This is a genomic window from Yersinia aldovae ATCC 35236 (genome assembly GCF_000173735.1).
In the GTDB taxonomy this organism is placed as follows: domain Bacteria; phylum Pseudomonadota; class Gammaproteobacteria; order Enterobacterales; family Enterobacteriaceae; genus Yersinia; species Yersinia aldovae.
Genome location: NZ_ACCB01000080.1, coordinates 1 through 3110 on the forward strand (window position 1 = coordinate 1; position 3110 = coordinate 3110).

Below are 3110 nucleotides of genomic sequence, written 5' to 3' on the forward strand. Positions count from 1 at the left end.
CGGGTGATCACGTTGTCCCGGCTCTCAATCCCGGCCGATAAGGTGCTAATCTCAGTCTTGGCGCTGTCTAACTCTTTTTTCAGGCTATGGGCGTGCCACGCGAGTAAACCCATCATCAAAACCCATACCCATAACAGAAGTAATGTGCGCATATCAGACCCCGCTCAGGCAATGTGTTTGTTCAGTGGTGCGGCGGCGCTCCAGCCCTTTGGTTTTCACGCCATTGACGTACACCCAGCGCGGTAACTGATTGCAGGCGTTGCGCCAGTCGCCCTTGTTGATATAAAAGGCCAGCGTCGAGCGACAGGCAGCCCCGGTACCGACGTTAAAGGCAAACGACACCACGGCGTCATAGACCGGTTGCGGTATGGCAACCGGCATACACACCGCCATAGCCCGTTCGACCCGCTGCACATCGGCCACCAGATTGGCCGCCACCTGTCGCTCACTGATAACACTGCCCGGCTTCACCCCGGCGGTGTGACCGATACCATTTGTCCACACGTTGGCGCTGCACTGATAGGCGTTGAGCTGGCAACCCTCATAATCGGCAATCAGTTTTAGCCCGGCGGCCGATGTGTTGAGCGTCTGGTAGTTTGGCAAGGTGGCGGCCAGCGTCAGAATGACCCCGACCAGACAGCGCTTAACGATTGAGTTCATCGAACACCTCCCGCCTGATACCCAACTCTTTCAGCAAGAAATAGCTCTTGCGCCGGTAGTACCAGTTGATAAGACAGGTGGCAGCAGCGGCCACCGCCGCCACATAAAAGGCGATATCTTGTGGACTCAGTGCACCAATAAACGCCAGTGCCAGCGCCAAGACATAGGCCAGCGCAGAGCTGATTTTCTCCATTTTCAATCCCATAATTGAACGGTTTCACGTTGGGCCGCCGGGGCCATATCGGGCAACTCCACCGGATAACCATGCGGCAGAATGGCCCCCAGTTCCGACAGCCCCGGATTTGCGTCATAGACTTGCTCCAGCACATCTTGCGTGCGCCCGTAATAGCGCCAGCACAATGCGTCGAGCGTGTCGCCTTGCAACGCGTTGACCTGCATCAGATAAGGCCAATAATGCTGTGAGACTTCCCGGCAATGTTGCGAATGCTAATTCGTGCATCACGCCACAACTCATCAACGGTGCTTTCGATGGCCAGCGCGCGTTTATCACCACGCGCGCTGGCGTCATAGCCGCGATAACGCTCGGCCAACAGTGCGGCAGTGATGGCGCAGACGGCTCGCTGGTACTCGGCCAACTGGATACTCTCGCCGTCCAGTTGTTCGGCCTGTACCTCGGCCAATGTTTTAAAGCCAGCGGCCATCTGGTCACGGCGGTATTCGTACAGTTCGGCGTTAACCTCGGCAATAGCGCCCTTGATGGTGAAGCGCAGGCGCTCGGCGGTGACGGTTCCCTCAAGGCGCAACAACTCGCGCAGCTTTATCGGGTCAACCGCAGGCCAGAAAAAGGTATTTTCAATCACCGGTTCGGCCGTTTTGTCAGGCCGTGGCGCGGGGATAACAACAGTGGTCATGGCAACCTCAATAGCAGAATGGGTGGGCGGTGGACGACGGCGTTAACACGATAAAATCGGTTGCGGCCATCGTGCCGCCCGGCTCGGGGAGCGTTCGGGTTAGCGGCTGGCGGCGTTCTTTAACTTCACGGCCAGTCGCTCAATGTCTTTTTTGACGCCACAACCGGTATGCAGTTGGAGTGCACGGTGAAGATGGGACAGGGCCAACTCGCCCCGGCCACTGTCACGCAACACATAACCGGTGATTTTGTGCAGCTTGGCCCGGACTTGGTCGGGCATGTCTTCCTCTTCCATCAGCTCAATGGTTTGCAGCAGAGGCTCAATATCAATCGGCTTACCGGTGGCATAGGCGCGCGCCGCAGCGTCCGCGACTTCCTCGGCAATCAGGTAAGCGGTCGAACGGGTAAAGCGGTCAGTTGGCACTAACTGATAACGCAGGGCATAACGGGCGATATCCAGTGCACCGGGGATATCCCCGGCATCCAGCCGCCAAATCATGATGGTCATTACAATGGCGTCCTGCGCGCCTTTCCCCTCACTTAACACGCCAGAGATCCACGGCAGGTAATCCGGCAATAACTGCCGCTTCAGTTCGGCTTTACGCTCATTTGAACGCACCTGTTTCAGTTTGCGTTTATCCTCATTGAGCTTGAGCAACATCAACTCGTAGCCGGTGGCATGGCGCAGCGGATTATCCCGCTGCTGTGAGGCGGCAATAGCCGACTGCCTCAGAAAGTGGCGGCGCGCAGGACTGGTCATGGCTTATTTGCTCCCTTTGGTTGCCGGTGTTTCGGGAGCGCTTTCCGTCGCGGTCTGCGCGTCGGTGGTGGCTTCCGGTTGGGCTTCATTCGGGTTAGCCGCAACGTTTACCGCAGCCATGATCGCGGCGGCAAGACCGTCATAGTTCGGGGCATCAGATACCATCAACGCGCTTGCACCCCTTACGGTTTCACCGCCACTTTTTGCCGGTAAAATCTCGATGTTTTCCACCAGACAGCCGCAGGCGTAATCCTCCACCACATAATCCTGTTTAATGGATTCGTAGTTTTCGATACGGTCACGCTTGGCGTTCTCATCAATATGGCGGCGGTGCGAATCTTCCAGCCAGTAGATAGAGAGGTTATCGAGGCGGGTGATCATGAATGCGTTGGGGGGAAAATAAGGCGCACGGACAGCAGGCAAATTGCCGATACGCTTCTGGCTGATAATCAGATCAGCGGCGAGGGTTTCGCTGTTGTCTTGCACTTTGTTGACCAGCGGGAAGTATTTATCTTGCATCAACTGGCGACCCGTAATGACGACTAGCTCAGGGTCTTCTTGATACCACTCGGCAATCATTGAGCTGGCAGCATCCATCACCAGTGCATCCAGATTGACGTAGTTACCCTTGTCACCCACGGTAATTTTATCGGTGACAGTACCGTCCTTAGCCGTAAACGAATCCATCACGCGCGCCGGTGCATTGGTGCGATACTTCTGCAACCAGCCCGGCGCGATATCCTGCAACAATGGATTTTGTGCACGGTTAGAGGTCTTGGCGCGGTGGGTGCCATTGAAGCCCGCCATGATGCGGTCAAG

General features: G+C 56.4%; 6 protein-coding genes. All 6 read right to left on the minus strand.

The features are described from left to right. Positions 1 to 153: 153 nt before the first annotated feature. Complete coding sequence (locus YALDO0001_RS19110; protein ID WP_042840621.1) at positions 154 to 660, minus strand: lysozyme; 507 nt, start codon at positions 658 to 660, stop codon at positions 154 to 156. After that, complete coding sequence (locus YALDO0001_RS19115; protein ID WP_004705597.1) at positions 644 to 853, minus strand: HP1 family phage holin; 210 nt, start codon at positions 851 to 853, stop codon at positions 644 to 646. Before YALDO0001_RS19115 ends, YALDO0001_RS19110 begins: the two co-directional genes overlap by 17 nt. Before the next feature lie 2 nt (positions 854 to 855). Then, positions 856 to 1059, minus strand: a complete 204-nt coding sequence (locus YALDO0001_RS19120) for a tail protein X (RefSeq protein WP_011192217.1) — start codon at positions 1057 to 1059, stop codon at positions 856 to 858. After that, positions 1059 to 1532 carry a head completion/stabilization protein gene (locus YALDO0001_RS19125; RefSeq protein ID WP_004705598.1) on the minus strand — a complete coding sequence of 158 codons (474 nt, stop codon included), beginning with the start codon at positions 1530 to 1532 and terminating at the stop codon, positions 1059 to 1061. Before YALDO0001_RS19125 ends, YALDO0001_RS19120 begins: the two co-directional genes overlap by 1 nt. Before the next feature lie 99 nt (positions 1533 to 1631). Then, on the minus strand, positions 1632 to 2291 hold the full coding sequence (locus YALDO0001_RS19130; protein ID WP_004705599.1) for a phage terminase small subunit: 660 nt from the start codon (positions 2289 to 2291) through the stop codon (positions 1632 to 1634). A gap of 3 nt (positions 2292 to 2294) precedes the next feature. Then, a partial coding sequence (locus tag YALDO0001_RS19135; protein WP_042840622.1) for a P2 family phage major capsid protein occupies positions 2295 to 3110 on the minus strand: 816 nt, incomplete at its 5' end.

Excerpts from the sequence above, each read along its gene's own strand:
- YALDO0001_RS19110 (WP_042840621.1), bottom strand. The coding sequence starts at position 660 with ATGAACTCAATCGTTAAGCGCTGTCTGGTCGGGGTCATTCTGACGCTG.
- YALDO0001_RS19115 (WP_004705597.1), bottom strand. The coding sequence starts at position 853 with ATGGAGAAAATCAGCTCTGCGCTGGCCTATGTCTTGGCGCTGGCACTG.
- YALDO0001_RS19120 (WP_011192217.1), bottom strand. The coding sequence starts at position 1,059 with ATGCAGGTCAACGCGTTGCAAGGCGACACGCTCGACGCATTGTGCTGG.
- YALDO0001_RS19125 (WP_004705598.1), bottom strand. The coding sequence starts at position 1,532 with ATGACCACTGTTGTTATCCCCGCGCCACGGCCTGACAAAACGGCCGAA.
- YALDO0001_RS19130 (WP_004705599.1), bottom strand. The coding sequence starts at position 2,291 with ATGACCAGTCCTGCGCGCCGCCACTTTCTGAGGCAGTCGGCTATTGCC.